The 26,143-nt window shown below is 56.2% G+C and carries 24 protein-coding genes, 1 tRNA gene and 1 pseudogene; 19 read left to right on the top strand and 7 right to left on the bottom strand.

All coding sequences use genetic code 11. The features are described from left to right. Nucleotides 1-161: 161 nt before the first annotated feature. The 3 genes from lpxP to ACOTX2_RS02950 form a co-directional block, all read right to left on the bottom strand. Nucleotides 162-1,082 carry a kdo(2)-lipid IV(A) palmitoleoyltransferase gene (gene lpxP, locus ACOTX2_RS02960; RefSeq protein ID WP_169808437.1) on the bottom strand — a complete coding sequence of 307 codons (921 nt, stop codon included), beginning with the start codon at nt 1,080-1,082 and terminating at the stop codon, nt 162-164. Nucleotides 1,083-1,330: 248 nt separating this feature from the next. Continuing rightward, nucleotides 1,331-1,402 (bottom strand) — tRNA-Arg (locus ACOTX2_RS02955). Between the two features lie 75 nt (nt 1,403-1,477). Then, a complete protein-coding gene (locus ACOTX2_RS02950) occupies nt 1,478-2,407 on the bottom strand; it encodes a formate/nitrite transporter family protein (RefSeq protein WP_022648872.1) in 930 nt (309 codons plus the stop codon). A 314-nt stretch (nt 2,408-2,721) separates the two neighbouring features. Between ACOTX2_RS02950 and mlaA the strand changes: the two genes are divergently transcribed. Then, nucleotides 2,722-3,474, top strand: a complete 753-nt coding sequence (gene mlaA / locus ACOTX2_RS02945; RefSeq protein ID WP_022648871.1) for a phospholipid-binding lipoprotein MlaA — start codon at nt 2,722-2,724, stop codon at nt 3,472-3,474. A 44-nt stretch (nt 3,475-3,518) separates the two neighbouring features. On the opposite strand, the gene fadL is transcribed toward mlaA, so the two are convergent. Beyond that, on the bottom strand, nt 3,519-4,802 hold the full coding sequence (gene fadL, locus ACOTX2_RS02940; RefSeq protein ID WP_022648870.1) for a long-chain fatty acid transporter FadL: 1,284 nt from the start codon (nt 4,800-4,802) through the stop codon (nt 3,519-3,521). Nucleotides 4,803-5,174: 372 nt separating this feature from the next. On the opposite strand from fadL, the gene ACOTX2_RS02935 reads away from it, so the two are divergent. The 4 genes from ACOTX2_RS02935 (at nt 5,175) to sixA (ending at nt 9,849) form a co-directional block, all read left to right on the top strand. Beyond that, entirely contained in the window at nt 5,175-5,459 is a 285-nt protein-coding gene (locus ACOTX2_RS02935) for a YfcZ/YiiS family protein (protein WP_022648869.1), read from the top strand. A 237-nt stretch (nt 5,460-5,696) separates the two neighbouring features. Continuing rightward, nucleotides 5,697-7,007 (top strand): acetyl-CoA C-acyltransferase FadI, encoded by a 1,311-nt coding sequence (gene fadI / locus ACOTX2_RS02930; RefSeq protein ID WP_100148656.1) that lies wholly within the window; start codon nt 5,697-5,699, stop codon nt 7,005-7,007. Continuing rightward, the gene (fadJ, locus tag ACOTX2_RS02925; protein WP_063147679.1) at nt 7,007-9,154 is read left to right on the top strand and encodes a fatty acid oxidation complex subunit alpha FadJ; all 2,148 of its coding nucleotides are present in this window, start codon (nt 7,007-7,009) and stop codon (nt 9,152-9,154) included. The genes fadI and fadJ overlap by 1 nt, the downstream gene beginning before the upstream one ends. A gap of 209 nt (nt 9,155-9,363) precedes the next feature. After that, nucleotides 9,364-9,849, top strand: coding sequence for a phosphohistidine phosphatase SixA (gene sixA, locus ACOTX2_RS02920; RefSeq protein WP_003861375.1), 486 nt, complete (start codon nt 9,364-9,366; stop codon nt 9,847-9,849). Between the two features lie 46 nt (nt 9,850-9,895). Here sixA and smrB read toward each other — a convergent pair whose 3' ends face one another. After that, a complete protein-coding gene (gene smrB, locus ACOTX2_RS02915; RefSeq protein WP_022648866.1) occupies nt 9,896-10,447 on the bottom strand; it encodes an endonuclease SmrB in 552 nt (183 codons plus the stop codon). 145 nt (nt 10,448-10,592) lie between these two features. Between smrB and prmB the strand changes: the two genes are divergently transcribed. Genes prmB through ACOTX2_RS02885 form a run of 6 tightly spaced genes read left to right on the top strand, consistent with a single transcriptional unit; the run spans nt 10,593 to nt 15,141 of the window. Beyond that, nucleotides 10,593-11,525, top strand: a complete 933-nt coding sequence (gene prmB, locus ACOTX2_RS02910) for a 50S ribosomal protein L3 N(5)-glutamine methyltransferase (RefSeq protein WP_022648865.1) — start codon at nt 10,593-10,595, stop codon at nt 11,523-11,525. Between the two features lie 60 nt (nt 11,526-11,585). Then, a complete protein-coding gene (gene aroC, locus ACOTX2_RS02905) occupies nt 11,586-12,671 on the top strand; it encodes a chorismate synthase (protein WP_022648864.1) in 1,086 nt (361 codons plus the stop codon). A 2-nt stretch (nt 12,672-12,673) separates the two neighbouring features. Next, entirely contained in the window at nt 12,674-13,498 is an 825-nt protein-coding gene (gene mepA, locus ACOTX2_RS02900; RefSeq protein WP_063147680.1) for a penicillin-insensitive murein endopeptidase, read from the top strand. Next, nucleotides 13,498-14,307, top strand: a complete 810-nt coding sequence (locus ACOTX2_RS02895) for a sulfite exporter TauE/SafE family protein (RefSeq protein ID WP_022648863.1) — start codon at nt 13,498-13,500, stop codon at nt 14,305-14,307. Before mepA ends, ACOTX2_RS02895 begins: the two co-directional genes overlap by 1 nt. Further along, nucleotides 14,307-14,852 (top strand): elongation factor P hydroxylase, encoded by a 546-nt coding sequence (locus tag ACOTX2_RS02890; RefSeq protein ID WP_023300646.1) that lies wholly within the window; start codon nt 14,307-14,309, stop codon nt 14,850-14,852. Before ACOTX2_RS02895 ends, ACOTX2_RS02890 begins: the two co-directional genes overlap by 1 nt. A gap of 13 nt (nt 14,853-14,865) precedes the next feature. Continuing rightward, nucleotides 14,866-15,141, top strand: coding sequence for a YfcL family protein (locus ACOTX2_RS02885; protein WP_022648861.1), 276 nt, complete (start codon nt 14,866-14,868; stop codon nt 15,139-15,141). A gap of 65 nt (nt 15,142-15,206) precedes the next feature. On the opposite strand, the gene mnmC is transcribed toward ACOTX2_RS02885, so the two are convergent. After that, nucleotides 15,207-17,204, bottom strand: a complete 1,998-nt coding sequence (mnmC, locus tag ACOTX2_RS02880) for a bifunctional tRNA (5-methylaminomethyl-2-thiouridine)(34)-methyltransferase MnmD/FAD-dependent 5-carboxymethylaminomethyl-2-thiouridine(34) oxidoreductase MnmC (protein WP_063147681.1) — start codon at nt 17,202-17,204, stop codon at nt 15,207-15,209. Between the two features lie 158 nt (nt 17,205-17,362). Between mnmC and fabB the strand changes: the two genes are divergently transcribed. Together fabB and ACOTX2_RS02870 are read left to right on the top strand one after the other, a co-directional pair. Continuing rightward, nucleotides 17,363-18,580, top strand: a complete 1,218-nt coding sequence (gene fabB / locus ACOTX2_RS02875) for a beta-ketoacyl-ACP synthase I (RefSeq protein WP_022648859.1) — start codon at nt 17,363-17,365, stop codon at nt 18,578-18,580. 68 nt (nt 18,581-18,648) lie between these two features. Continuing rightward, entirely contained in the window at nt 18,649-19,827 is a 1,179-nt protein-coding gene (locus tag ACOTX2_RS02870; RefSeq protein WP_063147682.1) for an MFS transporter, read from the top strand. Nucleotides 19,828-19,911: 84 nt separating this feature from the next. Here ACOTX2_RS02870 and flk read toward each other — a convergent pair whose 3' ends face one another. Next, nucleotides 19,912-20,916 (bottom strand): flagella biosynthesis regulator Flk, encoded by a 1,005-nt coding sequence (flk, locus tag ACOTX2_RS02865; protein WP_045621148.1) that lies wholly within the window; start codon nt 20,914-20,916, stop codon nt 19,912-19,914. A gap of 111 nt (nt 20,917-21,027) precedes the next feature. On the opposite strand from flk, the gene pdxB reads away from it, so the two are divergent. The 6 genes and pseudogenes from pdxB to ACOTX2_RS02835 all read left to right on the top strand — a co-directional run. After that, nucleotides 21,028-22,164 (top strand): 4-phosphoerythronate dehydrogenase PdxB, encoded by a 1,137-nt coding sequence (gene pdxB, locus ACOTX2_RS02860; protein ID WP_063147683.1) that lies wholly within the window; start codon nt 21,028-21,030, stop codon nt 22,162-22,164. Between the two features lie 67 nt (nt 22,165-22,231). Continuing rightward, nucleotides 22,232-23,245, top strand: coding sequence for an aspartate-semialdehyde dehydrogenase (locus ACOTX2_RS02855; RefSeq protein WP_023306649.1), 1,014 nt, complete (start codon nt 22,232-22,234; stop codon nt 23,243-23,245). Next, nucleotides 23,245-24,057, top strand: coding sequence for a tRNA pseudouridine(38-40) synthase TruA (gene truA / locus ACOTX2_RS02850; RefSeq protein ID WP_001286071.1), 813 nt, complete (start codon nt 23,245-23,247; stop codon nt 24,055-24,057). Before ACOTX2_RS02855 ends, truA begins: the two co-directional genes overlap by 1 nt. 28 nt (nt 24,058-24,085) lie before the next feature. Beyond that, the gene (locus tag ACOTX2_RS02845; RefSeq protein ID WP_006811410.1) at nt 24,086-24,745 is read left to right on the top strand and encodes a DedA family protein; all 660 of its coding nucleotides are present in this window, start codon (nt 24,086-24,088) and stop codon (nt 24,743-24,745) included. Nucleotides 24,746-24,899: 154 nt separating this feature from the next. Beyond that, complete coding sequence (accD, locus tag ACOTX2_RS02840) at nt 24,900-25,805, top strand: acetyl-CoA carboxylase, carboxyltransferase subunit beta (protein ID WP_022648854.1); 906 nt, start codon at nt 24,900-24,902, stop codon at nt 25,803-25,805. 70 nt (nt 25,806-25,875) lie between these two features. Next, nucleotides 25,876-26,143 (top strand): annotated as a pseudogene (locus tag ACOTX2_RS02835) (bifunctional tetrahydrofolate synthase/dihydrofolate synthase); the annotation flags it as partial.

The raw sequence follows: 26,143 nt of genomic DNA, 5'->3' as shown, positions 1-26,143 counted from the left end.
TAAATAATTTCCGATACTTACGAGTGTCGTGGAACGGCGACAGTTTGATTTCGGTACGCAATAAATGCCTGTTGAGCGACGGTCGAAAAAAGCCGTTACGCACTGCGATTACAGGTGCTTGAAAAGGTTAGTTTCTTAGCGAAACTAACCTTCGAAAGGGGTTAGATATAAAGTGAGGCTTCGCCCAGAGGGCGGGTTTTAAAGCGGCGGTGCATCCACAGATACTGCTCAGGTGCTCGCATAATCTCAAACTCAATCACCTTATTGATAAAGGTCGCGGCTTCACTCTCATCCTCAGGATAGTTCGCCATCTCCGGTGAGATATGCAGACGATAGCCTGACTTATCCGCTTTTCTGACCATGGTCACCGTTAACATCGAGGCGCCAGAGAGACGTGAAATCACAAAGGTACCGTTCGTCGTAGCGACATCTTTAACCGCAAAGAAAGGGGCAAAGCTGCTGCCTTTAGGGCCGTAGTCCTGGTCCGGGGCAAACCAGACGGCTTCACCTTTTTTCAGGGCGCCAACCATACCGCGCAGATTGTTACGGCTGATCATCGCCTTATTTGAACGCATGCGGCCCCGCGTTTGTACCCATTCCATCAGTGCGCTGTTATGCGGGCGATAGGTTGCCATCATCGGCTGACAAAGACCCATAACGCGGCCGCCCAGCTCAAGCGACATAAAATGCACACCCACAACCATCACGCCGCGTTTTTGCATCTGGGCATGTTTGAGGTTATCCAGACCTTCAACGTCAAACCATTTACGGACACGCTCGTCTGGCCAGAACCAGGCCATACCGGTTTCAAGCAACGCCATACCGATAGATTTAAAGTTTTCAGCGATCAGCGTTTCACGCTGCTGCGCGTTGTAATGCGGAAAGCAAAGTTCAAGATTTTTTCGGGCAATGGACTCGCGACGCTTAAGAAAGTGACGCGATGCGCTGCCGAGCTTCGAACCCAGGAAGCGAATCACGGGATAAGGAAGCTGGACCAGCAGCCAAAGTACGCCAAGGCCGAACCATGTAAACCAGTAGCGCGGGTGCAGAAACGCCCGCTGAAATTTGAATTGAGACAAAATAGTGGAACCTTTGTAAAGCCTGTGAAGGTAGCGCAGACTTCGCGATACCACGTGCCATTGAGACCGTAGGACGAGGTCATGGTTGCAGGCTTTACCGTTCTTTACGACGTTGCCTGGCCATTGCTGACTTGGGTGGGCGGCTTAATGTAGCACCGTTATACATTATGAGCTATTACTCGTTTTTGCTTAAAAAAGCGGCAATTGCAAAGCGGATTGATAAATCAGGGATTATAGGGAGAAATTAAAAGTGTCCCCTGCAGGAATCGAACCTGCAACTAGCCCTTAGGAGGGGCTCGTTATATCCATTTAACTAAGGGGACGAAGCGGCAAGAGTATAGCGTTATTTACACTTCTCGTTAAGCGCATTGCCGCCTGACTGGTCAAAGAGTCACCGTTCACGCCGATTTTTCGGCAGTTTTATCCTTTTTTTCCTGAGCCTTAAGTTCGGCCTTACGCTTGTTGGACATGTCGTTACGGATTTGCGCATGGCTCAGCAGTGCAAAGATAAAGGTTCCGCCACAAATGTTGCCTGCGAGAGTAGGCAGGGCGAACGGCCAGAAAAAGTCGCTCCAGTGGAGTGTGCCGTTAAATACCAGATAAAGGATTTCAACGGTCCCGACAACAATGTGCGTGGTATCGGCGAGTGCGATAAGCCAGGTCATCAGGATAATCACCACGATTTTCGCGCTGCCCGCTGACGGGAACATCCAGACCATAGTGGCGATGATCCAGCCGGAGATAATGGCATTAGAGAACATTTCAACCGGCGTATTTTTCATTACATCCATGCCAATCTTCACGAATGCGTCGCGGGTCGGTTCATCAAAGATTGGCATATACTCGAAGGCCCAGGCTGCAACGCCCGTACCGATCAGGTTCCCCAGCAGCACGACGCTCCAGAGGCGCATCAGTAAACCAAAATTACCAAGGGTCGGATTTTGCATGACGGGCAGTACGGCAGTGACGGTGTTCTCCGTGAAAAGCTGCTGTCGCGCCATAATGACGATAATAAAGCCGAACGTGTAGCCTAAATTCTCCAGCAAAAAACCGCCCGGCACGCCTTCCAGCTGAACGTGAAATATACCTTTGGCGAGCAGAGAGGCACCCATCGACAGACCGGCTGCGATGGCCGACCACAGCAGGGCCATTGCGTCACGCTCCATCTCCTTTTCGCCATCCTGGCGAATATGCTCATGAATGGCCATGGCACGCGACGGCAGGCGATCCTCATCGACTTCTATCTCTTCTCCCCGGTCTTTCTCCTCACTTTCAATCTCATGTTCCTCATTGTTCTCGCCAATTTTTTCTTCGTTAATATCTTTCATAACTGCTCCTTCGGGGTAATCGCTCATTTAAGCGTAGCGGCTTTTGGCGCCTTGCCCGTGGGGAAGCTCTTAAATTGCTGAAAATGGCAATAAAGGTGAGACATCTCTTTCAAAGCCAATATAAAATTGCCAGCGAAACGAATTCTTAAAGACAGGCTATGCTGAAATTAGCGTGATGACGCGAGCGGGTCGTCATTGTCCTCGTAGACATCGGTAAGCGTGCTGTTACAATCACTTGCACGTTTCAGGCGGAGCCTCACAGGCTCCGTCACAGATGGCATTCAACGATAGCCATATTGAACAGGGAGAAATATATGAAGCTTCGGCTGTCGGCGCTTGCGCTGGGCGTAACGATGCTTGTGGGCTGCGCCAGCTCTGGCGAGCAAACGGGACGCTCCGATCCTCTCGAAGGATTTAACCGTTCAATGTACAACTTTAACTATAATGTGCTGGATCCATATCTGGTTCGTCCGGTTGCCGTGGCATGGCGTGACTACGTTCCGCAGCCAGCGCGTAACGGGCTGAGCAACTTTACCAGTAACCTGGAAGAGCCAGCGGTGATGGTGAACTACTTCCTCCAGGGCGACCCGTATCAGGGGATGGTGCATTTCACCCGTTTCTTCCTGAACTCTCTGCTGGGTATGGGCGGCTTAATAGATGTCGCAGGCATGGCGAACCCGAAATTACAGCGTGAACAGCCGCATCGTTTCGGCAGCACACTGGGGCATTATGGCGTAGGTTATGGGCCGTATGTGCACCTGCCATTCTACGGCAGCTTTACCGTGCGTGATGATGGCGGCGATATGGTGGATACGCTGTATCCGGTGCTGTCATGGCTCACCTGGCCGCTGTCGATTGGTAAATGGACCGTGGAAGGGATTGAAACGCGTGCGCAACTGCTGGACTCTGACGGTCTGCTGCGTCAGTCTTCCGATCCGTACATCATGGTCCGCGAGGCCTATTTCCAGAACCATGACTTTATTGCCAACGGCGGTAAGCTGAAGCCGGAAGATAATCCGAACGCGAAAGCCATCGAGAACGAATTAAAAGATATCGATTCGGAATAAATAAAAAAGGTGAGCGATGCTCACCTTTTTCAATCGTGTTGGGATTAGAACGCGTAGTTGAAGTTGGTACCAAACAGCCAGGCTTTACCTTCAGAGGTAAACTCGTAAGGGCCTTCCTGGAAGGTCACTTTCTGTCCATGCATGTACGACACACCCGCGTCGATAGAGGCATTCTCGTTGAACGCGTAGGTTGCACCCGCACTTACCCAGAAACGGTCCTGATCCGGAATGGAGATAGAACGCTTATCTGCCGGTACCGGGCTGTCATCAAATGCCACGCCGGTACGGAACGTCCAGTTGTCATCCATATAATAGGTCGTACCAAGTGCGATACGGTAAGCATCGTGGAAGCTTTCGTCTTTATAGAACAGCGTCTGGCCGTTGCTGCCGGTGGCTTTCAGCTCCTGGAACTGGCTCCAGCTGGTATACGCGAGGCTATAGTGAATAGCCCACTGCGGCGCAACGCGGTTATAACCTGACACTTCCCACATTTCTGGCAGATGCAGTGACAGTGAACCCGGTACGGTTTGATTCGAGGTACCCCATGGAATGGTGGTGCCTGCGCCCGGTACCATACCGTTGACTGGGCTCAGGATGCCGCTTTTGTAATCGCCATCGAAGTCAATCTTCACTTCTGAGCGGTAGGTCAGACCCCAGCGGTTGTTTTTATCCAGTTCATACAGGATACCGGCGTTCCAGCCGTAACCCCACTCGTCACCTTTCAGGCTGGCAATTTTATTGCTGTTTTTCGGCAGCGCAGCAGTTTGCTCCCCGGAATAACGCTCGATTTTTGCATCAGCGTAGACAGCATCAAAGCCCAGACCAAAGCTCCAGTTATCGTTCAGACGATATGCGCCGCTCAGGTTAAGGTTCAGGGTCGTCAGGTCGGTTTTACCGCCGTATTCCCCGGCCGGGTAGTTGTTATTGAACTCCGTTGCCAGGCCATAGTTTGAGGTGACAGAGGCACCCCAACCAAACTGTTCATTGATTGGCGCAACAAAGTGCAGGTTAGGCACCCACGCCGTTGGTGCAATGTTATCCGCCTTCAGATCTGCGCCGGTATACTGAGATTTGCCAGAAATGTTGACATCAGGATCGATGTAAACCGCACCGGCAGAGAAGGTAGGGCGATCAAACATCATGATAAGCGCCGGGTTACGGCTTGCGTTGCCTGCGTCATCGGCAATCGCACCTTCCCCGGAATACGCACGGCCAAGGCCAGAGGAAGAAAATTCGTTTAACTGGAAGCCCGCTGACCAGGCGGACGTTGAGACGATTGCCACTGCAACTGCTAAAGCAGTTTGTTTGAACAGGGTTTTCTGGCTCATGACCATAACCTCATTGAGTTATTTTTATTCAATAATTGTTACATACCGTAACAGGAGCGCGAAGTGTAGGGTCTGAGGTATGACATACAAATCAGACCAGTGGCGAGAGTATAGGTCTGACCAGCTGGGATGTTGCAAGTTTGTTTATTAATATTTTCAAACATGTTTCATGAAACGAGATCTGGTTGGCAAAATTGTGACCAGTACGATTCATCCGAAAAGGTGAATTTTGTTTTAGATCATTTTTTAGTGTGATATTGCTCACTTATCCGGTTTTGCGCCATTAACGGCTGGAGGGGGCTCGTCCGGGGGCGTAAAATAGTCGCATCGTGTTTATCTCGCGCGCTGCGCGAATACAGAGGAAATTGAGCTATGAGTAAATGCAGTGCTGATGAAACCCCGGTTTGCTGCTGTATGGATGTTGGCACCATTATGGACAACACCGATTGCACCGCCTCTTACAGCCGCGTATTCCCTAACCGCGCTGAAGCGGAAGAGACGCTGGCCGCGCTGAGCAAGCGTGCGCGTGAAGTCGAATCCGATCCATGTGAAATCAAATCTACCTTTACGGAAGTAGAAGGCGGCGTGCAGCTGGATATCGACTTTGTGTTCGCCTGCGAGGCAGAAACGCTGATCTTCCAGCTGGGCCTGCGTTAATTCCTGCGGTCTGGTGCCCTCACCCCAACCCTCTCCCACGGGAGAGGGCGCAAACACTAAAAACGGTAACCCACGGGTTACCGTTTTGCTTTTACCCTGGGCATTTTCTTTTTCTTCTCTGTGCCTTAGCTCGCAATTTTTCGCTTCCCCGATTGGCTCAATGTAAAAAAATAGTTAAGACTATTATCAGGTCAGACCACTTAACGTGCGCGCAAAATTTTTTTACAGGGGAGTGTTATGAGTCAGGCATTACCGCTTATCACCCGACACGGTGACCGCATTGCCATTGTCAGCGGGTTACGTACGCCGTTTGCACGTCAGGCAACCGCGTTTCACGGTATACCGGCTGTCGATCTGGGAAAAATGGTGGTGGGGGAGATGCTGGCTCGCAGCGAGATCCCGCCAGAGGTTATTGAGCAACTGGTTTTCGGCCAGGTGGTACAGATGCCGGAAGCACCCAATATCGCGCGTGAAATCGTGCTGGGTACCGGCATGAATGTTCATACCGACGCCTACAGCGTCAGCCGCGCCTGCGCTACTAGTTTCCAGGCGGTGGCGAACGTGGCGGAAAGCCTGATGGCGGGGACCATTCGCGCGGGAATTGCCGGCGGCGCTGATTCCTCCTCCGTGCTGCCCATCGGCGTCAGCAAACAGCTGGCCCGCATTCTGGTGGATGCCAACAAAGCTCGCACTACCGGTGCAAAGCTTAAACTCTTCTCGCGTTTACGCCTGCGCGACCTCATGCCTGTGCCACCTGCCGTTGCTGAATACTCCACCGGCCTGCGCATGGGCGATACAGCCGAGCAGATGGCAAAAACCTATGGTATTACCCGCGAACAGCAGGATGCGCTGGCGCATCGCTCGCATCAGCTGGCAGCGAAAGCCTGGTCGGAGGGCAAACTGACCAACGAAGTGATGACCGCCTATGTACCGCCTTACCGGGAACCGCTCGCGGAAGATAACAACGTTCGCGGCACCTCAACCCTGGCAGATTACGCAAAACTGCGCCCGGCCTTTGACCGTAAACATGGCACCGTTACGGCGGCTAACAGTACGCCGCTGACGGACGGTGCCGCCGCCGTGATCCTGATGACGGAATCCCGGGCGAAAGAGCTGGGCATCACACCGCTGGGCTATTTGCGCAGCTACGCCTTTACCGCCATCGATGTCTGGCAGGACATGCTGCTCGGACCGGCCTGGTCCACGCCGCTGGCGCTGGAGCGCGCGGGGCTAACGCTCTCCGATCTCACGCTAATTGATATGCACGAAGCCTTTGCCGCACAAACGCTGGCAAACGTGCAGCTTATGGCGAGCGAACGTTTTGCCCGCGACGTGCTGGGCCGCGCGCATGCCACAGGCGAAGTGGATCAAAGTAAATTCAATGTGCTGGGCGGCTCTATTGCCTACGGTCATCCGTTTGCAGCGACCGGGGCGAGAATTATTACCCAGACGTTGCACGAACTGCGTCGCCGTGGCGGCGGCTTTGGTCTCGTCACCGCCTGTGCGGCGGGCGGCCTGGGCGCAGCAATGGTTCTGGAGGCTGAATAATGGAAACGACATCTGCATTTAACCTTGTTGTTCGCCTTGATAACGTGGCCGTTATCACCATTGATGTGCCCGACGAAAAAATGAATACCCTGAAGGCGGAGTTCGGCGTTCAGGTGCGTGCGATGCTCAGACAGATCCGCGAAAACAAAGCGATACGTGGCCTGGTATTTATCTCGGCAAAGCCGGATAACTTTATTGCCGGGGCCGATATCAACATGATTGCCCGGGCGACAAGCGCTCAGGAAGCAGAAGATCTGGCGCGTCAGGGGCAGCAGGTGATGGCGGAGATCCATGCGCTGTCGATACCCGTTGTCGCTGCGATCCACGGGGCTTGCCTGGGCGGCGGGCTTGAGCTGGCGCTGGCCTGCCACAGTCGCATCTGTACCGACGATGCGAAAACCGTACTCGGACTGCCTGAAGTACAGCTTGGATTGCTGCCCGGTTCAGGTGGCACGCAGCGCTTGCCGCGGCTGGTGGGCGTCAGTACGGCGCTGGAGATGATTTTAACCGGTAAACAGCTGCGCGCCCGTCAGGCGTTAAAGGCGGGTCTGGTTGATGAGGTCGTTCCGCACGCAATCTTGCTTGAGGCTGCCGTTGAGCGGGCGCTGAAAGGTCGTCAGGCGAAACGCCCCCTGCCGGTGCGTGAGCGTATCCTCGCCGGGCCGCTGGGGCGCACGCTGCTGTTTAATATGGTGGGTAAAAAAACCGAGCAAAAAACCAGAGGGAATTATCCGGCAGCGACGCGCATTCTGAAGGTGATTGAAACCGGTTTATCGCAGGGCAGCAGCAGCGGTTATGCCGCGGAAGCTAAAGCGTTTGGCGAGCTGGCGATGACGCCGCAGTCGCAGGCGCTGCGCGGCATTTTCTTTGCCAGCACGGAGGTTAAAAAAGATCCGGGCAGTGAAGCTGAACCGGCTCCGCTGCGCGCCGTTGGGGTTCTGGGTGGTGGGCTGATGGGCGGCGGCATCGCGTTTGTCACCGCCAGCAAAGGCAAATTGCCCGTACGTATCAAAGATATCAATCCTCAGGGCATCAACCACGCGTTGCAGTACAGCTGGCAGAACCTTGATCGCAAAGTGAAACGCCGCCATATCAAGGCCAGCGATCGCGATAAAACCCTCGCGATGATCACTGGCGCCACCGACTACAGTGGGTTTGCACACCGCGATCTGGTGATTGAAGCCGTGTTCGAAGATCTGGCCCTTAAGCAGCAGATGGTAGCGGACGTTGAACAGCATTGCGCGCCGCACACCATTTTCGCGTCAAACACCTCGTCTTTGCCGATCGGCGACATCGCGGCGAAAGCCATGCGCCCGGAGCAGGTGATAGGGCTGCACTATTTCAGTCCTGTCGAAAAAATGCCGCTGGTGGAGGTTATCCCTCATGCCACAACCAGCCCGCAAACTATTGCCACCGTGGTGAAGCTGGCGAAAAAACAGGGCAAAACTCCTGTTGTGGTCGCGGACAAAGCCGGCTTCTACGTCAACCGCATTCTGGCGCCGTATATTAACGAAGCGATGCGGTTGCTGACGGAAGGGGAGAAAATTGAGCACGTCGATGACGCCCTGGTGAAGTTTGGTTTCCCCGTCGGCCCAATCCAACTTTTGGATGAGGTAGGAATTGATACGGGGACTAAAATTATCCCTGTGCTGGAAGCGGCTTATGGCGATCGTTTTGCGCCGCCTGCAAACTTTGTTTCCGCAATTTTGAAGGACGATCGCAAAGGCAGAAAAAATGAACGCGGTTTCTATCTTTACGCCGCGAAAGGGCGTAAAAGCAAGAAACAGGTCGACCCTTCGGTTTATGCGCTTATTCCTGTCACGGGTCAGGGAAAACTGTCGGCGGTTCAGTGTGCTGAGCGCTGCGTGATGATGATGCTCAATGAAGCGGCGCGCTGCTTTGGTGAGCAGGTGATCAAAAGCGCGCGCGACGGCGACATCGGTGCCGTGTTTGGTATCGGTTTTCCGCCATTCCTTGGCGGCCCGTTCCGGTATATGGATACCCTCGGGGCGGGTGAAGTGGTTGCGATCCTGCAACGTCTGGCCTCGCAATACGGTCCACGGTTTACACCTTGTGACGAATTATTGCAGATGGCGGAACGGGGTCAGACATTCTGGCCCGCAAGGGAAACTGATTGCGTAAACTGAAGTCAAAGAAGGGTAAATCCTGAGGTGATGGAACCTGTTCTGGCGAAATTGTAAACAGAGATTGACTATACTTACGCCATTGAGGTAAAAAACAGCGTTTCATTCACCGAATGGATCAGGCACAATGCCCGGCCATCGGGTTTTCTACCTCAGAGCATTAATCGCGGGTAGTTAACGCCGGTGATTCTGGTTAACAAAAGCGGTGCAATATGCAAGTTTTTATCATGCGTCACGGCGACGCGGCACTCGATGCCGCCAGTGACTCAGTACGTCCTTTAACCGTCTGTGGCTGCGACGAATCCCGTCAGATGGCGACATGGCTTAAAGGTCAAAAAGTGGACATTGAACGCGTTCTGGTGAGTCCGTTCCTGCGGGCAGAACAGACGCTGGATGTGGTAGGGGAGTGTATGAACCTGCCCTCCAGTGTGGATGTTCTCCCTGAACTCACGCCGTGTGGCGATGTTGGCCTTGTCAGTGCTTACCTTCAGGCGCTGTGCAACGAAGGTGTCGCTTCCGCACTGGTCATTTCCCACCTGCCGCTGGTCGGCTATCTGGTATCTGAGCTGTGCCCGGGCGAAACGCCGCCGATGTTCACAACGTCCGCCATTGCCAACGTCACCCTCGACGAAACCGGCAAAGGGGTCTTTAACTGGCAAATGAGTCCATGCAACCTGAAGATGGCTAAAGCCATCTGACGTGACGTGCGATATGGCGGGGTGCCGCGTGCCTCCCGCCATCCTGTCAGGGCAACTCTGGCGGCTGCCACTCCTCAACTTCAATCAACACCAGCAATGCGGCATCTCCGCCGTACTCTTTTGGTGCCTGATGAAAAGCCATCACGTGTGGATGCTGAGCCAGCCACAGCGGCGTCTGTTGTTTGAGAATATGTTTGCCGTGACCGTGCATCACGCAGGCGCAAAAAACATGCTCGCGTCGGCACGCCGCGATCAACGCCCCCAGCTCCTGCTTCGCCTGCATCTGGGTCAACCCATGCAGATCGAGGAACAGCTCCGGCGAGTAATCTCCCCGGCGTAATTTTTTCAGTTCAAAATGGCTGACGTCTTCGCGCACGTATTTCACCGCGCCCTGCGTATTTAGCAGCGGCTGAAACTCATCTGAAAAATAGTGGCTGTTATCGGCCTGCTCCTGAAGCAACCGTTTGACCGGAACCTCGCTGATTTTTTTACGCTGTGGGCGATGGACAATGGTGTCGTGCGTGATTTTACGCGTCCCGGTCATCAGCTGACGGAAGAGAGCCTGATCCTCCTCGCTGAGCGATGTTTTCTTTTTCATTCGTCATTCTCATCTCGTATTTCCGATAGTGTACCCGACTAAACGCATTTTTTAACCTCAAGCGACACGCGTCATTGCTGATTTATCGCCGTCTTCATGGCAAACTAGCCGCCGAAAATTATGCGAGCATGCCCTGGAGGAAAGAGTGGATAAAATTTTTGTCGATGAAGCAGTAAACGAGCTGCATACCATACAGGACATGTTGCGCTGGTCGGTTAGCCGCTTCAGCGCCGCCAATATCTGGTACGGACACGGCACCGATAACCCGTGGGATGAGGCCGTCCAGCTGGTGCTGCCGTCACTCTACCTGCCGCTGGATATTCCGGAAGACATGCGCACCGCGCGCCTGACCTCCAGTGAAAAACACCGCATCGTTGAGCGCGTGATCCGTCGCGTGAACGAGCGTATTCCGGTGGCTTACCTGACCAACAAAGCCTGGTTCTGCGGCCATGAGTTCTATGTTGATGAGCGTGTGCTGGTGCCGCGTTCGCCGATTGGCGAGCTGATCAACAACCACTTTGACGGCCTGATTAACCATCAGCCGCAGCACATACTTGATATGTGCACCGGCAGCGGCTGCATCGCGATTGCCTGCGCGTACGCCTTCCCGGAAGCGGAAGTGGACGCCGTCGATATCTCCACCGACGCGCTGGCCGTCACCGAACACAACATTGAAGAGCACGGCTTGATCCATCACGTCACGCCTATCCGCTCTGACCTGTTCCGCGACCTGCCGACGCTGCAATACGACCTGATCGTCACCAATCCACCGTACGTGGATGCCGAAGACATGTCCGATCTGCCGAACGAGTACCGTCACGAGCCGGAGCTGGGCCTGGCGTCAGGCTCTGACGGGCTGAAGCTGACCCGCCGCATCCTGGCCTGCGCGCCGGATTATCTGACCGACGATGGCGTTCTGATTTGTGAAGTGGGTAACAGCATGGTACATCTGATAGAGCAGTACCCGGATGTGCCGTTCACCTGGCTTGAGTTCGACAACGGCGGTGACGGCGTCTTTATGCTGACCAAAACGCAACTGCTTGATGCACGCGAATACTTCAGCATTTACAAAGATTAATCCAGCGGGCTTCGGCCCGTTTCACAACGCTCAAACACAAACAACAACATCGGAGCCGTGATGGCAGGAAACAGTATTGGACAGGTATTCCGTGTGACCACCTTTGGCGAGTCGCACGGTCTGGCACTGGGTTGTATCGTTGATGGCGTCCCGCCAGGCATCGAACTGACCGAAGCCGATTTACAGCATGACCTTGACCGTCGTCGTCCGGGTACCTCTCGCTACACCACGCAGCGTCGCGAGCCGGACCAGGTCAAAATTCTCTCCGGCGTTTTTGAAGGCCGTACCACCGGGACCAGCATTGGTCTGCTGATTGAAAACACCGATCAGCGCTCCCAGGACTACGGCGCGATTAAAGACGTCTTCCGTCCGGGCCACGCCGACTATACCTACGAACAAAAATATGGCTTTCGCGACTATCGCGGCGGCGGACGTTCTTCCGCGCGTGAAACCGCGATGCGCGTGGCGGCAGGTGCGATTGCCAAAAAATATCTCCAGCAGAAATTCGGCATCGTTATCCGCGGCTGTCTGACCCAGATGGGCGACATTCCGCTGGCAATCAAAGACTGGGATCAGGTAGAACTTAACCCGTTCTTCTGCGCAGATGCCGACAAGCTGGACGCGCTGGACGAGCTGATGCGTGGCCTGAAAAAAGAGGGCGACTCCATTGGTGCGAAAGTCACCGTGGTGGCCGACGGTGTGCCGGCTGGCTGGGGCGAGCCGGTATTTGACCGCCTCGACGCTGACATCGCCCACGCGCTGATGAGCATCAACGCGGTGAAAGGCGTTGAAATCGGCGACGGTTTTGACGTGGTTAAGCTTCGCGGCAGCCAGAACCGCGACGAAATCACGAAGGCGGGTTTCCAGAGCAACCATGCGGGCGGCATTCTGGGCGGCATCAGCAGCGGGCAGCAAATTATTGCCAATATCGCGCTGAAGCCAACGTCCAGCATTACCGTGCCGGGCCACACGATTAACCGTTCAGGCGATGAAGTAGAGATGATCACCAAAGGACGGCACGATCCATGCGTGGGGATCCGCGCGGTACCGATCGCAGAAGCGATGCTGGCGATCGTGCTGATGGATCACTTCCTGCGCCAGCGCGCGCAGAATGCGGATGTGTCGACCACCATTCCACGCTGGTAACTATGAAAAAAACCGCAATCGCTCTGCTGGCGCTGCTGGCCAGTGGAGCAAGCCTGGCCGCCACGCCGTGGCAGAAAATCACCCACCCGGTAGCGGGAAGCGCGCAGTCCATTGGCGCTTTCTCCAACGGGTGTATCGTCGGCGCGCAGGAACTTCCGCTGCTGTCGGACACCTATCAGGTGATGCGCACCGACCAGCGCCGTTACTTCGGCCATCCTGACCTGGTGCTGTTTATTCAGCGTCTTGGCAACCAGGTGCATAACCTGGGGCTGGGGACGATGCTGATTGGCGATATGGGGATGCCTGCAGGTGGTCGCTTCAACGGCGGTCACGCCAGCCACCAGACCGGACTGGATGTGGACATCTTCCTGCAACTGCCGAAAACGCGCTGGAGCTCAGCGCAGCTGCTGAAACCGCAGGCGCTGGATCTGGTCTCGGCCGACGGTAAACGGGTCGTCGCCTCGCGCTGGTCGCCGGAAATTTCCAGCATGATTAAGCTGGCGGCAGAGGATAACGACGTCACACGGATCTTTGTTAACCCGGCCATCAAGCAGCAGCTTTGCCTGGATGCGGGAACGGATCGCGACTGGCTGCGTAAAGTGCGCCCGTGGTTCCAGCACCGGGCGCATATGCATGTTCGCCTGCGCTGCCCGGCGAACAGCCTGGAATGTGAAGATCAGCCGCTGCCACCGCCTGGCGATGGTTGCGGTTACGAACTGCAAAGCTGGTTTGAACCGGCCAAGCCTGGAACCTCTAAGCCTGAGAAGAAGACACCGCCTCCGTTGCCGCCTTCCTGCCAGGCGCTACTGGATGAGCATGTACTTTAATGGATAATTTCGTCGATCTGTTTATGGTGTCACCGCTGCTGCTGGCGGTGCTCTTTTTTGTTGCGATGTTAGCCGGATTTATCGATGCCCTGGCGGGCGGCGGCGGGTTGCTCACCGTTCCGGCGCTGCTGGCGGCAGGCATGAGCCCTGCCCAGGCGCTTGCCACCAACAAACTCCAGGCATGCGGCGGTTCGCTCTCCTCATCGCTCTACTTTGTTCGGCGCAAAGTGGTGAATCTCGCCGATCAGAAGCTCAATATCCTGATGACGTTTATTGGCTCGACGGCGGGCGCGCTGCTGGTCCAGCACGTACAGTCCGACATTCTGCGCCAGATCCTGCCGATTCTGGTTATCTGTATTGGCCTCTATTTCTTACTGATGCCAAAGCTCGGCGAGGAAGACCGGGCGCGGCGACTGCACGGCCTGCCGTTTGCGCTGATTGCCGGTGGCTGCGTCGGTTTTTACGACGGCTTCTTTGGTCCGGGAGCAGGCTCGTTTTACGCGCTGGCATTCGTGACGCTGGCCGGGTTCAACCTCGCCAAATCCACCGCCCACGCCAAAGTCCTCAACGCAACCTCCAACGTTGGCGGTCTGCTGCTGTTTATCATTGGCGGCAAGGTTATCTGGGCTACCGGATTTGTGATGATGGCGGGGCAGTTTTTGGGCGCGCGCGCAGGCTCGCGTCTGGTATTAAGCAAAGGGCAAAAGCTGATCCGCCCGATGATTGTTGTTGTCTCGGCGGTGATGAGCGCCAAACTTCTTTATGACAGCCATGGACAGGAGATCCTCACCTGGTTGGGGATGAACTAATGAACAGTACGCATAAATACGAACAGCTGATTGAAATCTTCGACAGCTGTTTTGCTGATGATTTTAATACCCGTCTGATTAAAGGCGACGACGAACCGATCTATCTTCCTGCTGATGACCAGGTTTCATACAACCGCATCGTCTTTGCCCACGGCTTTTACGCCAGCGGTTTGCACGAGATTTCGCACTGGTGCATCGCGGGGAAAGCGCGTCGCGAGCTGGTGGACTTTGGTTACTGGTACTGCCCGGACGGGCGCGACGCCGCCACCCAAGGGCAGTTCGAAGATGTGGAGGTGAAACCGCAGGCGCTGGAGTGGCTGTTCTGCGTGGCGGCGGGTTTCCCGTTCAACGTCAGCTGTGACAACCTTGAAGGCGACTTCGAGCCAGACCGTATCGTCTTCCAGCGCCGCGTGCATGCGCAGGTGATGGAATATCTTGAGAAAGGCATCCCGGAACGTCCGGCACGCCTGATCGAGGCTTTACAAAATTATTACCATACGCCGGAGATCACGGCGGAATGCTTCCCGTGGCCGGAAGATTTATAACAGAGGAAAGAAGATGATCGCAGAATTTGAATCACGCATTCTGGCGTTAATTGATGACATGGTGGAACACGCCAGCGATGATGAGCTGTTCGCCAGCGGTTATCTGCGTGGTCACCTGACGCTGGCGGTAGCCGCGCTGGAAGCAGGGGACGATCACTCTGCCGACGCCGTTCACGCGGAAGTTACTCGCAGCCTTGAAAAAGCCATTCTGGCCGGGGAACTGTCTCCACGCGACCAGTCTTTAGTGCTGGGCATGTGGGACAATTTGTTCCAGCAGGCTAAACGCTAAGTTGCCGCCTTCTCTTCCCTCTCCCTTTTGGGGAGAGGGCCAGGGTGAGGGCACCAGACCGCACCCTACTTAACCCTTTTCCCCTTCAGCAATTTCCGCACCCATAGTCGGTTCGGATTAAGCCCCGCGAGCGTAACCCTGTCCAGCGGAACCGGCTCATCGCTCATTTGCGCGGCTAGCACTTCAGCCAGCAATGGCGCAGAGCATAATCCCCGCGAGCCTAAGCCACCCAACATAAACAGTTCCGGATAAACGGGCGCACTTACCGCCGTTTCTTTGTTGTTTGTAAGATCCTGATAGACTTCAAGCGTGGCGTCATAGTCCGGCACGTTTCCCGCCATCGGCAGGTGATCGCGGGTCGCGCAGCGTACGCCGCAGCGCGCCTGACCCTCACTGACATCAACCTCTTTCGCCCACGACGCATTCGGGAAACAGTCGAGCAGGCGCTGGCGGTTTTGCTGCTGATCCGCTTCGCTGTACTGAATATCTGTTTCACCGCGATGATAGCTGGCACCGATGCAGTGATGGCCGTTGGACGGATTTTGCGGCGTCGCGTAGCCGTCGTAACACAGCACCTGACGCAGTTTGCTCAGTTCGGGCGCGGTCGGGATATGGCTCACCTGGCCGCCGACTGGATAAACCGGCAATGACGCTGTCTGGGTAAACTGAGTGATATGATGTCCGTTGGCCAGCACAACGCTGGCATGCTGCGACGCTTTGCCGTCAGCAAAACGCAGTTCCCAGTGCGCAGTGCGGCTTAGCGATTGAACCTTGTGGGCATAATGCACTGTCAACCCACGCGACTGCCCGAGGGCTATCGCCGCAGAAGTCAGTTCAGCCGGACACAGCCAGCCGCCGAGTGGATACTGAATTCCGCCGCAGCCGGTGTCGACGCCAGCGGTCTCAGCAACCTGCTGAGCCGTCACTGCATGGGCGATGGTTTCCGGCAGCCCCAGCGACAGCATTTGGGTGATTTTCTGTTGGCTCTTCTCATCCCAGCCCAACTGCGTCACACCGCACCAGTCGTGGTCGAACGCAACCGGCAGGCTATCGTAAAGGCGACGAGCAAACGTAAACGCAGCCGGGAAGAACTGGAACAGTGCGGGATCGTGTGAACTTAATAAGGGATAAAGCGCGCCCTGACGGTTGCCTGATGCACCCATCGCCGGTGCCTCGTCAGCGCAGTAGAGCGTCACCTGCCAGCCACGGTGCAGCAGAGCCAGTGAGAGCAGGGCGCTGGCAATACCTCCGCCCACAATGGCGACCTCACGCGACGCACTGGGGCGGCGAGCAAACCAGGGTGCCTGTGCCGGGATCGCCAGATCCTGCTCCATCACCCCCACCAGCATGTCGCGTTTGCGGCCAAAGCCTTTGGTTTTCCGCATGGTAAACCCCGCCTCCTGCAACCCACGGCGGACAAAGCCCGCCGAGGTGAAGGTGGCAAGCGTCGCGCCCGGGCGTGCCAGACGTGCCATTGCGCTGAACAGGTGCGGACTCCACATGTCAGGGTTTTTGGCGGGCGCAAAACCGTCCAGGAACCAGGCGTCCACTTTCTGATGCATTGAGTCATCGAGCTTATCGGTCAGGTCGTTAATGTCGCCAAGCCACAGGTCGAGCGTGACGCGTCCGTCGTCCAGAATCAGACGATGACAGCCGCCGATAGCTGGTGGCCACTGGGCCTGAAGCTGTTCCGCCCAGTGGGCAAGCTCCGGCCAGCGCTGATGGGCAAGCCGCAGATCGTGCGCGGTAAGCGGAAATTTTTCAAAACTGATGAAATGTAATCTTTGTAAGGTAGCTTCGGGGTGTGCAGCGCGAAACTGATCGAAGGCCTGCCAGAGGGTCAAAAAATTCAGCCCGGTGCCGAAACCGCTCTCCGCGACGACAAACAGGCTGCGCGGATGCTCAGGGAAGCGGGTGCTGAGATGATTTCCTTCGAGGAAGACATAGCGCGTCTCTTCCAGTCCGTTATCATTAGAAAAGTAGACGTCATCAAAATCTCGGGAAACAGGTGTACCCTCAGCGTTGAATTCGAGGTTGGCAGGTTGTATGGCGTTTTGTTTCACGTAAGTTACTCGTCCGACAGGCAGTGGCACGATCTTAGCGATGTGAGCCCATCGGTGCAAATTTCCACAGAAAATCGCTGATCGGACTTGTTCGGCGTACAAGTGTACGCTATTGTGCGACTCGAAACTTTTTATAGTGCGACTTACAGAGGTATTGAATGAAACGTGCAGTGATTACTGGCCTGGGCATCGTTTCCAGCATCGGTAATAACCAGCAGGAAGTCCTGGCATCTCTGCGTGAAGGACGCTCCGGGATCACTTTCTCTGAAGAGTTTAAAGATTCTGGAATGCGTAGCCACGTATGGGGTAACGTTAAACTGGATACCACCGGTTTAATTGACCGTAAAGTGGTTCGTTTCATGAACGATGCCTCTATCTACGCCTATCTTTCCATGCAGGAAGCGATCAAGGATTCTGGTCTGAGCGAAGACGCTTACCAGAACAACCCACGCGTGGGCCTGATTGCAGGCTCCGGCGGTTCCTCTAAAGCTCAGGTGTTCGGTGCTGACGCCATGCGCAGCCCGCGCGGCCTGAAAGCGGTCGGTCCATATGTTGTGACCAAAGCCATGGGTTCAGCGGTTTCCGCGTGCCTGGCAACGCCGTTCAAAATCCACGGTGTGAACTACTCCATCAGCTCCGCATGTGCGACCTCCGCACACTGTATCGGTAATGCGGTTGAGCAGATCCAGCTGGGCAAACAGGACATCGTATTTGCTGGCGGCGGCGAAGAGCTGGGCTGGGAAATGGCCTGTGAGTTCGACGCGATGGGCGCACTGTCCACCAAATACAACGAAACGCCAGACAAAGCATCCCGTACCTATGATGCACACCGCGACGGTTTTGTTATCGCTGGCGGCGGCGGTATGGTTGTGGTTGAAGAGCTGGAACACGCTCTGGCGCGTGGCGCGCACATCTACGCTGAGATCGTGGGCTACGGCGCAACGTCTGACGGCGCTGACATGGTTGCTCCATCCGGCGAAGGTGCGGTGCGCTGCATGAAGATGGCGATGCACGGCGTTGATACCCCAATCGACTACCTGAACTCTCACGGCACCTCTACGCCGGTAGGCGACGTGAAAGAGCTGGGTGCGATCCGTGAAGTGTTCGGCGACAACAGTCCGGCGATCTCTGCAACCAAAGCCATGACCGGTCACTCTCTGGGCGCGGCGGGCGTGCAGGAAGCGATCTACTCTCTGCTGATGCTGGAAAACGGCTTTATCGCGCCAAGCATCAACATCGACGAGATGGACGAGCAGGCGGCTGGCCTGAACATCGTGACTGAAACCACCGAACGTGAGCTGACGACCGTTATGTCCAACAGCTTCGGTTTCGGCGGCACCAACGCCACGCTGGTGATGCGTAAGCTGAAAGCGTAAGCGTTTGAAGATATAGTAGAAGGGAGCCACGCGGCTCCCTTTTTTTATGCCTGAACACGGAGTTATGCATGACGGCTGTTACCCCTGAGAAGAGCGCTCCTTCCGGGAACCTTTCCCTTTTCCGCATCGCCTTTGCGGTGTTTCTGACCTACATGACCGTTGGTCTGCCGCTGCCGGTGATCCCCTTGTTCGTTCACCAGGAGCTGGGCTATGGCAACACCATGGTCGGTATTGCGGTGGGCATTCAGTTTTTAGCGACGGTATTAACCCGGGGCTACGCCGGTCGCCTCGCGGATCAGCACGGCGCAAAACGCTCGGCGTTGCAGGGCATGTTTGCCTGCGGGCTGGCGGGGGGAGCCTGGCTGCTGGCGGCGCTGTTGCCGATAGATGCAGCGTATAAATTCGCGCTGCTGGTGGCAGGGCGCCTGATCCTCGGCTTTGGCGAAAGCCAGCTGCTGACCGGCACCCTGACCTGGGGAATGGGGCTGGTGGGACCTGCGCGTTCCGGAAAAGTGATGTCCTGGAACGGGATGGCGATTTACGGCGCGCTGGCGGCAGGCGCACCACTGGGGCTGCTGATCCACAGCCAGTTTGGTTTTGCGGTGCTGGCAGGCACCACCATGGTATTACCGCTGCTGGCGTGGGCGTTTAACGGTTCGGTGCGCAAGGTGCCCGCCCATAAAGGCGAGCGTCCTTCGCTGTGGAGCGTGGTGGGGCAAATCTGGCAACCGGGGCTTGGGCTGGCGCTTCAGGGGGTAGGCTTCGCGGTTATTGGTACCTTCGTCTCCCTCTATTTCATGAGCCGCGGCTGGGCGATGGCGGGCTTTACGCTGACGGCCTTTGGCGGCGCGTTTGTATTGATGCGCGTGCTGTTTGGCTGGATGCCGGATCGCTTTGGCGGCGTGAAGGTGGCGGTGGCGTCACTGGTCATTGAGGCCGTGGGTCTGGTACTGCTCTGGCAGGCGCCGTCCGCATCCGTTGCGCTGCTGGGTGCGGCGTTAACCGGCTGCGGCTGCTCGCTGATCTTCCCGGCGCTGGGCGTTGAAGTGGTGAAGCGCGTCGCACCGCAGGTGCGCGGCACGGCGCTGGGCGGCTATGCGGCGTTTCAGGATATTTCATACGGCATCACCGGGCCGCTGGCGGGGCTGCTTGCAACGTCGTTTGGCTATCCTTCCGTATTTCTCGCCGGTGCGGTGTCAGCGGTGGTGGGGATTGTGGTGACGCTGGTGGCGTTTCGCAGGTCGTAGTTTTTGCCCGGTGGCGCTCCGCTTACCGGGCCTACAACCGCGCGAACCGTAGGCCGGGTAAGGCGTAGCCGCCACCCGGCAGTTTTAAGCAACCAGCCAGAAAATCGCCAGCGCAATCAGCAACGCGATAAACATCAATCCCGGACGGGCAGAAAGCGTCTTGAACGTGTCAACAACGGGGGCAAACAGCGGGTTGTAGATCGGCTGAATGTTTCTTACCTCCGGTACACCGCCTTCCCGCTCGGCGCGGCGAACGAAGATCTGATTCAGTAAATCCTGTACCTGCGCGGTGGTCAGCACGGTTTGCGGTGTCGCCTGCCAGCTCTGCTGGGCGTAATCCCGGATCATATCGAACTCGTGCGGTTCCAGCGGTTGTTTCAGTGCCGCCTGTACGCTGTGCAGGGTCGGAGCGCTCTGGGTGCTGAGCGTCTGACGCGCCTGGAGCCAGGTGACCAGATGGGTAAACTGTTTTGCCGGGATCATCTCGCCCGCTTTCACACCGGAAAGTTCCAGCATGGATTGCCAGATAAGCTTTGTCGGTTCGCCGGTGGCGGCAGCCAGCTTAGTGACCATCTGCTTGAGCGTATTATGCTCCGCAGGCTGCAATGGCCGTTCTGTAGACGGGCGCTGTTGCGGCTGCGGGATAGAAAGCTGATTGCTTTGCAGCAGGGTCAACACGGTTTTCAGCTGTTCCGGCGAAAGCTGGCTCAGGGCGGTATGACCGTATTGCTGACGGATAAAATCACTCACCGCCTGACGATTATTCCCCTGGCCCAACAGCTCGGTCAGCTGCGAGATAATCTGGCGGGTAGTATGTTGCTGCTGTGCGCTGGTAAGACGCTGGTTCAGGTTTTGTTCGGCGGCAGGGAAATGGCGCGACTGTAGCGGCGCATCGTTTCTGACGCCCAAATCGTGCTTAACGCCGGCCCATACCTCTGCGTTTTGCTGTGAGGTCAACGCAATAAGACGCGTGATAAGACGCTCCAGTACGGTGCGTTGCTGCGTGGAGAGCGGTTGTTCGCCTGGCGTGTTGGGCGTTACGGGGCCTTCACCCGGAGGGCGCGGAGGCGTACCTGAAATGGGCTGCATCGTCAAAAATCCTTAAAGTCAAACTCTGCGTAACCGGGCGGAGATATATGCCCGGCGGCGAGATTATGGCACACTTGGCAGGTTTACTTCCTCTCAAACAGGTACTCAGACGTGAAAATCCTCGTTGATGAAAATATGCCTTACGCCCGTGAGCTGTTCAGCCGCCTGGGTGAGGTTAAGGCTGTCCCTGGTCGCCCGATTCCGGTCAGCGAACTGGACGATGCAGACGCCCTGATGGTGCGCTCGGTGACCAAAGTAAATGAGGCGCTGCTCACCGGCAAAGGGGTTAAATTTGTCGGGACGGCAACGGCCGGGACCGATCATGTGGATGACCAGTGGCTTAAGCAGGCGGGGATTGGTTTTTCTGCGGCACCAGGCTGTAACGCCATTGCCGTCGTGGAATATGTATTCTCCTCGCTATTGATGCTGGCCGAGCGCGATGGTTTTGCGCTGAAAGACCGCACCGTCGGGATTGTGGGTGTGGGCAACGTGGGCGGACGTCTGCAAAAGCGTCTGGAAGCCTGGGGCATCCGCACTCTGCTGTGCGATCCGCCGCGTAAGGATAACGGCGATGAGGGCGATTTCCGCACGCTGGATGAGCTGGTCGACGAGTGCGACGTCATCACCTTCCATACGCCGCTCTTTAAAGAAGGGCCGTACAAGACTCTGCACCTGGCCGACGAAAAGCTGATCCGCCGTCTGAAGGCTGGCACTATTCTGATAAATGCCTGCCGGGGACCGGTGGTGGATAACGCGGCGCTGCTGACATGTCTCGATGAGGGACAAGATATTAGCGTCGTACTGGACGTCTGGGAGCCAGAGCCGGATCTCAACGTCGCATTGCTGAATAAGGTGGACGTGGGTACCGCACATATCGCGGGTTATACCCTTGAAGGCAAAGCGCGTGGTACAACCCAGGTGTTTGAGGCTTACAGCGCCTTTATCGGCCATCCGCAGCAGGTAGCGCTGGATACGCTGCTGCCCGCCCCGGAATTTGGTCGCATTACCCTTCATGGACCGCTGGATGAGGCAACGCTGAAAAGACTGGTGCATTTGGTGTATGATGTGCGCCGCGATGACGCGCTGCTGCGTAAAGTGGCGGGTATTCCGGGTGAGTTTGACAAGCTGCGCAAAAATTACCTTGAGCGCCGCGAGTGGTCCTCCCTGTATGTGATGTGCGATGACGCCCCCGCGGCGGCGCTGTTGCATCAGCTGGGATTTAACGCCGTTCACCACCCGGCACGTTAATGTCTTCTTAATGCTCCCTGTCGGATATTCCGGCAGGGACGCTTTTTTATTTCTGGAGTAAACCACCATGTCTGAAGGCTGGAACATTGCCATTTTGGGTGCCACTGGCGCCGTGGGCGAAGCCCTGCTTGAAACCCTTGCTGAGCGTCAGTTCCCGGTGGGCGACATTTACGCGCTGGCGCGTACCGACAGCGCAGGAGAACATCTGCGTTTCGGCGGGAAATCCGTGATGGTGCAGGATGCCGCCGCGTTTGACTGGACACAGGCTCAGCTGGCGTTTTTTGCCGCAGGTGCGGAAGCCACGGCATCCTACATTGAAGAAGCGACCAATTCAGGCTGTCTGGTGATCGACCTGAGCGGCCTGTTCTCCCTGGAGCCGGATGTGCCGCTGGTGGTGCCGGACGTCAACCCGTTTGTGCTGGCTGACTACCGCAACCGCAATATCATTGCAGTACCGAACAGCCTCACCAGCCAGCTGCTGACCGCGCTGAAGCCGCTGATCGACGACGGTGGCCTGTCGCGTATTTCCGTGACCAGCCTGCTGTCAGCCTCCGCTAACGGCAAAAAAGCCGTAGACGCACTGGCAGGGCAGAGCGCGAAGCTGCTGAACGGTATCCCGATCGACGAAGATGATTTCTTTGGCCGCCAGCTGGCGTTCAACATGCTGCCGCTGCTGCCGGATCGTGAAGGTTCGGTGCGGGAAGAGCGTCGTATCGTCGATGAAGCACGCAAAATTCTGCAGGATGACGGTCTGATGATCTCCGCGAACGTCGTGCAGTCTCCGGTCTTTTACGGCCACGCGCAGATGGTCGGGTTTGAAGCCCTGCGTCCGCTGGCGGCTGAAGAAGCCCGCGACGCGTTTGGCCGCGGTGAGGACCTTGTCCTGTCCGAAGAGAGTGAATTCCCGACGCAGGTGGGCGACGCTACCGGCAGCGCGCATCTCTCTGTGGGCTGCGTGCGTAACGATTACGGTATGCCTGAGCAGGTGCAGTTCTGGTCCGTTGCCGACAACGTGCGTTTTGGCGGCGCGCTGATGGCGGTCAAAATCGCGGAAAAACTGGTGCAGGAGTATCTGTACTGATGTCAGATGTGGAACAAAAGCCGGTCCACAGAATTGCCCTCGGCATTGAATACGATGGCAGTAAATACTATGGCTGGCAGCGGCAGAATGAGGTGCGCAGCGTCCAGGAGAAGCTGGAGAAAGCGCTCTCTCAGGTGGCGAATGAACCGATAAGCGTCTTCTGTGCGGGCCGCACCGATGCCGGCGTTCACGGCACGGGGCAGGTGGTGCATTTTGACACCACCGCCGTGCGCAAAGACGCGGCCTGGACGCTGGGTGTAAATGCGAATTTGCCTGGTGACATTGCCGTGCGTTGGGTGAAAGCTGTGCCGGATGATTTTCACGCGCGTTTCAGCGCGACGGCGCGGCGCTACCGTTATGTCATCTACAACCAGCGCCTGCGCCCGGCGGTGTTAAGCCAGGGCGTGACGCATTTTTATGAACCGCTGGATGCAGAACGTATGCAGCGTGCGGCGCAGTGTCTGATTGGAGAGAATGATTTTACGTCGTTTCGTGCGGTGCAGTGTCAGTCCCGTACGCCGTGGCGTAACGTCATGCACATTAACGTCAGTCGTTATGGCGCGTATGTGGTGGTGGATATCAAAGCCAATGCCTTTGTACATCATATGGTGCGGAATATTGTAGGCAGCCTGATGGAAGTGGGCGCCGGACACCAGCCGGAGAGCTGGATTGCAGAACTGCTGGCAGCGAAGGACAGAACGCTTGCGGCAGCAACGGCGAAAGCGGAAGGTCTGTATCTGGTTTCGGTGGATTACCCGGACCGATTCGACCTGCCAAAACCGCCAATGGGCCCGCTGTTTTTAGCGGACTAAACAAAGGCGCAATTAGGGCTTAGACAATATGGACGTAATACGTTTTCTGATTGATTTCATCCTGCACATTGATGTTCACCTGGCGGAGCTGGTCGCGCAGTACGGCGTCTGGGTATACGCCATTCTGTTCCTCATTCTGTTCTGTGAAACCGGCCTTGTGGTTACGCCGTTCCTGCCGGGAGATTCACTGCTGTTCGTGGCGGGCGCGTTATCCGCACTGCCAACGAATGACCTGAATGTCCATCTGATGGTCGTCCTGATGATCATCGCCGCGATTATTGGTGATGCGGTCAACTACACTATCGGGCGGGTGTTTGGCGAGCGGTTGTTCAGTAATCCGGACTCGAAGATTTTCCGCCGCAGTTATTTAGATAAGACCCATGCGTTCTATGAGCGCCATGGCGGTAAAACCATTATCCTTGCCCGTTTTGTGCCTATTGTGCGCACATTTGCACCGTTTGTGGCGGGAATGGGTCACATGTCCTATCGTCATTTTGCCATGTACAACGTGGTGGGCGCGCTGCTGTGGGTACTGCTGTTTACCTATGCGGGCTACCTGTTTGGCGATCTGCCGGTGGTTCAGGAAAACCTTAAGTTACTGATTGTAGCGATTATTGTGCTTTCCGTTCTGCCGGGTGTGATCGAAATTATTCGTCACAAACGCGCGGCGGCAAAACAAGCGAAGTAAATGCACGCTGGCGGTTCGACCACTTTTTTATCCAAAGTTTCGGGCTGTTATGTTTTAATGTGCAACATTCATGGTCTGTTGGAGGCAAAAATGGCATTATTCGCCTCTTACAGCAAAACTGGCATACGACCAGGTTCAGGCAGAAAGGTTATCAATGAGCTGGATTGAACGAATTAAAAGCAACATTACCCCAACGCGTAAAGCGAGCATTCCTGAAGGGGTATGGACGAAGTGTGATAGCTGCGGCCAGGTTCTGTATCGCGCAGAGCTGGAACGCAATCTTGAGGTGTGTCCGAAGTGTGACCACCATATGCGTATGTCGGCGCGCAACCGCCTGCATAGCCTGCTGGACGAAGGTTCTCTGGTAGAACTGGGCAGCGAACTGGAGCCAAAAGATGTGCTTAAGTTCCGCGACTCCAAAAAATACAAAGATCGTCTGGCCTCTGCACAGAAAGAGACCGGCGAGAAAGACGCGCTGATCGTCATGAAAGGCACCCTGCATGAGATGCCGGTGGTTGCCGCCGCGTTTGAGTTCGCCTTTATGGGCGGCTCAATGGGCTCTGTTGTTGGTGCGCGTTTCGTGCGTGCCGTTGAGCAGGCGCTGGAAGACAACTGCCCGCTGATCTGCTTCTCTGCCTCCGGTGGCGCACGAATGCAGGAAGCGCTGATGTCCCTGATGCAGATGGCGAAAACCTCTGCCGCGCTGGCGAAAATGCAGGAGCGCGGTCTGCCGTACATCTCGGTACTGACCGACCCAACCATGGGCGGCGTTTCTGCAAGCTTCGCGATGCTGGGCGACCTGAACATCGCTGAGCCAAAAGCGCTGATCGGCTTTGCCGGTCCTCGCGTTATCGAGCAGACCGTACGTGAGAAACTGCCGCCGGGCTTCCAGCGCAGTGAGTTCCTCATTGAGAAGGGTGCTATCGACATGATCGTCCGCCGCCCGGAGATGCGCCTCAAACTGGCAAGCGTCCTGGCGAAGCTGATGAATCTGCCGTCGCCGAGCCCGGACGAGCCGCGCGAAGGCGTGGTGGTACCGGATCAGGAACCCGAGGCCTGATAACTGAAAAGGGCAGGGCCAAATGGCGCTGCCCTTTTGCTTTCTAAACCGTTAATGACAACCGGGCATCATGGAAAATAAAAGCATTCCTCAAGCCACGTCGCCCCTGGCCGCGTGGCTTTCTTATCTGGAAAACCTGCACAGTAAAACTATCGACATGGGCCTTGAGCGCGTAAGCCAGGTTGCCGCGCGCCTTGACGTGCTGAAACCTGCGCCTTTCGTGTTTACCGTGGCCGGCACTAACGGTAAAGGCACCACCTGCCGTACGCTGGAATCTGTCCTGATGGCAGCCGGTTATAAGGTAGGCGTTTACAGCTCGCCGCACCTGGTGCGCTACA

The organism is Enterobacter cloacae complex sp. IR5412 (genome assembly GCF_049237385.1).
Lineage (GTDB): Bacteria > Pseudomonadota > Gammaproteobacteria > Enterobacterales > Enterobacteriaceae > Enterobacter > Enterobacter intestinihominis.
The sequence above is the reverse complement of the archived record's forward strand: the minus strand, read 5'-3'. Positions and strand labels throughout refer to the sequence as shown.

Excerpts from the sequence above, each read along its gene's own strand:
- ACOTX2_RS02855 (WP_023306649.1), top strand. The coding sequence starts at position 22,232 with ATGTCTGAAGGCTGGAACATTGCCATTTTGGGTGCCACTGGCGCCGTG.
- ACOTX2_RS02885 (WP_022648861.1), top strand. The coding sequence starts at position 14,866 with ATGATCGCAGAATTTGAATCACGCATTCTGGCGTTAATTGATGACATG.
- ACOTX2_RS02935 (WP_022648869.1), top strand. The coding sequence starts at position 5,175 with ATGAGTAAATGCAGTGCTGATGAAACCCCGGTTTGCTGCTGTATGGAT.
- fadJ (WP_063147679.1), top strand. The coding sequence starts at position 7,007 with ATGGAAACGACATCTGCATTTAACCTTGTTGTTCGCCTTGATAACGTG.
- ACOTX2_RS02895 (WP_022648863.1), top strand. The coding sequence starts at position 13,498 with ATGGATAATTTCGTCGATCTGTTTATGGTGTCACCGCTGCTGCTGGCG.
- fadI (WP_100148656.1), top strand. The coding sequence starts at position 5,697 with ATGAGTCAGGCATTACCGCTTATCACCCGACACGGTGACCGCATTGCC.
- smrB (WP_022648866.1), bottom strand. The coding sequence starts at position 10,447 with ATGAAAAAGAAAACATCGCTCAGCGAGGAGGATCAGGCTCTCTTCCGT.
- accD (WP_022648854.1), top strand. The coding sequence starts at position 24,900 with ATGAGCTGGATTGAACGAATTAAAAGCAACATTACCCCAACGCGTAAA.
- mlaA (WP_022648871.1), top strand. The coding sequence starts at position 2,722 with ATGAAGCTTCGGCTGTCGGCGCTTGCGCTGGGCGTAACGATGCTTGTG.
- fabB (WP_022648859.1), top strand. The coding sequence starts at position 17,363 with ATGAAACGTGCAGTGATTACTGGCCTGGGCATCGTTTCCAGCATCGGT.
- ACOTX2_RS02870 (WP_063147682.1), top strand. The coding sequence starts at position 18,649 with ATGACGGCTGTTACCCCTGAGAAGAGCGCTCCTTCCGGGAACCTTTCC.
- fadL (WP_022648870.1), bottom strand. The coding sequence starts at position 4,802 with ATGAGCCAGAAAACCCTGTTCAAACAAACTGCTTTAGCAGTTGCAGTG.
- mepA (WP_063147680.1), top strand. The coding sequence starts at position 12,674 with ATGAAAAAAACCGCAATCGCTCTGCTGGCGCTGCTGGCCAGTGGAGCA.
- truA (WP_001286071.1), top strand. The coding sequence starts at position 23,245 with ATGTCAGATGTGGAACAAAAGCCGGTCCACAGAATTGCCCTCGGCATT.
- aroC (WP_022648864.1), top strand. The coding sequence starts at position 11,586 with ATGGCAGGAAACAGTATTGGACAGGTATTCCGTGTGACCACCTTTGGC.
- ACOTX2_RS02950 (WP_022648872.1), bottom strand. The coding sequence starts at position 2,407 with ATGAAAGATATTAACGAAGAAAAAATTGGCGAGAACAATGAGGAACAT.
- ACOTX2_RS02845 (WP_006811410.1), top strand. The coding sequence starts at position 24,086 with ATGGACGTAATACGTTTTCTGATTGATTTCATCCTGCACATTGATGTT.
- flk (WP_045621148.1), bottom strand. The coding sequence starts at position 20,916 with ATGCAGCCCATTTCAGGTACGCCTCCGCGCCCTCCGGGTGAAGGCCCC.
- ACOTX2_RS02890 (WP_023300646.1), top strand. The coding sequence starts at position 14,307 with ATGAACAGTACGCATAAATACGAACAGCTGATTGAAATCTTCGACAGC.
- sixA (WP_003861375.1), top strand. The coding sequence starts at position 9,364 with ATGCAAGTTTTTATCATGCGTCACGGCGACGCGGCACTCGATGCCGCC.